This window comes from Streptococcus sp. HMSC078H12, from assembly GCF_001814615.1.
In the GTDB taxonomy this organism is placed as follows: Bacteria; Bacillota; Bacilli; order Lactobacillales; family Streptococcaceae; genus Streptococcus; species Streptococcus salivarius_F.
Genome location: NZ_KV817309.1, coordinates 1 through 1,562 on the forward strand (window position 1 = coordinate 1; position 1,562 = coordinate 1,562).

Annotated in this window: 1 rRNA gene; it reads left to right on the forward strand. The window is 50.8% G+C overall.

Going from position 1 to position 1,562, the window contains the following annotated elements:
* Positions 1–126 precede the first annotated feature (126 nt).
* Positions 127–1,562, forward strand: a 16S ribosomal RNA gene (locus tag HMPREF2979_RS00960); the annotation flags it as partial.

A 1,562-nucleotide genomic window follows, 5' to 3' on the forward strand; every position in this document is an offset into this window, starting at 1 on the left:
AGACCTTTGAGAACTGAATAAGAAACCAAGTGCAGGGTTATGATAGAAGAATTATAACCTGTCAATTTACAAGAATAAATCGTCAGACGACGGTAATGAGTTAACGCTCGAACAATTATTAAAGATTTTAATGAGAGTTTGATCCTGGCTCAGGACGAACGCTGGCGGCGTGCCTAATACATGCAAGTAGAACGCTGAAGAGAGGAGCTTGCTCTTCTTGGATGAGTTGCGAACGGGTGAGTAACGCGTAGGTAACCTGCCTTGTAGCGGGGGATAACTATTGGAAACGATAGCTAATACCGCATAACAATGGATGACACATGTCATTTATTTGAAAGGGGCAATTGCTCCACTACAAGATGGACCTGCGTTGTATTAGCTAGTAGGTGAGGTAACGGCTCACCTAGGCGACGATACATAGCCGACCTGAGAGGGTGATCGGCCACACTGGGACTGAGACACGGCCCAGACTCCTACGGGAGGCAGCAGTAGGGAATCTTCGGCAATGGGGGCAACCCTGACCGAGCAACGCCGCGTGAGTGAAGAAGGTTTTCGGATCGTAAAGCTCTGTTGTAAGTCAAGAACGAGTGTGAGAGTGGAAAGTTCACACTGTGACGGTAGCTTACCAGAAAGGGACGGCTAACTACGTGCCAGCAGCCGCGGTAATACGTAGGTCCCGAGCGTTGTCCGGATTTATTGGGCGTAAAGCGAGCGCAGGCGGTTTGATAAGTCTGAAGTTAAAGGCTGTGGCTCAACCATAGTTCGCTTTGGAAACTGTCAAACTTGAGTGCAGAAGGGGAGAGTGGAATTCCATGTGTAGCGGTGAAATGCGTAGATATATGGAGGAACACCGGTGGCGAAAGCGGCTCTCTGGTCTGTAACTGACGCTGAGGCTCGAAAGCGTGGGGAGCGAACAGGATTAGATACCCTGGTAGTCCACGCCGTAAACGATGAGTGCTAGGTGTTGGATCCTTTCCGGGATTCAGTGCCGCAGCTAACGCATTAAGCACTCCGCCTGGGGAGTACGACCGCAAGGTTGAAACTCAAAGGAATTGACGGGGGCCCGCACAAGCGGTGGAGCATGTGGTTTAATTCGAAGCAACGCGAAGAACCTTACCAGGTCTTGACATCCCGATGCTATTTCTAGAGATAGAAAGTTACTTCGGTACATCGGTGACAGGTGGTGCATGGTTGTCGTCAGCTCGTGTCGTGAGATGTTGGGTTAAGTCCCGCAACGAGCGCAACCCCTATTGTTAGTTGCCATCATTCAGTTGGGCACTCTAGCGAGACTGCCGGTAATAAACCGGAGGAAGGTGGGGATGACGTCAAATCATCATGCCCCTTATGACCTGGGCTACACACGTGCTACAATGGTTGGTACAACGAGTTGCGAGTCGGTGACGGCAAGCTAATCTCTTAAAGCCAATCTCAGTTCGGATTGTAGGCTGCAACTCGCCTACATGAAGTCGGAATCGCTAGTAATCGCGGATCAGCACGCCGCGGTGAATACGTTCCCGGGCCTTGTACACACCGCCCGTCACACCACGAGAGTTTGTAACACC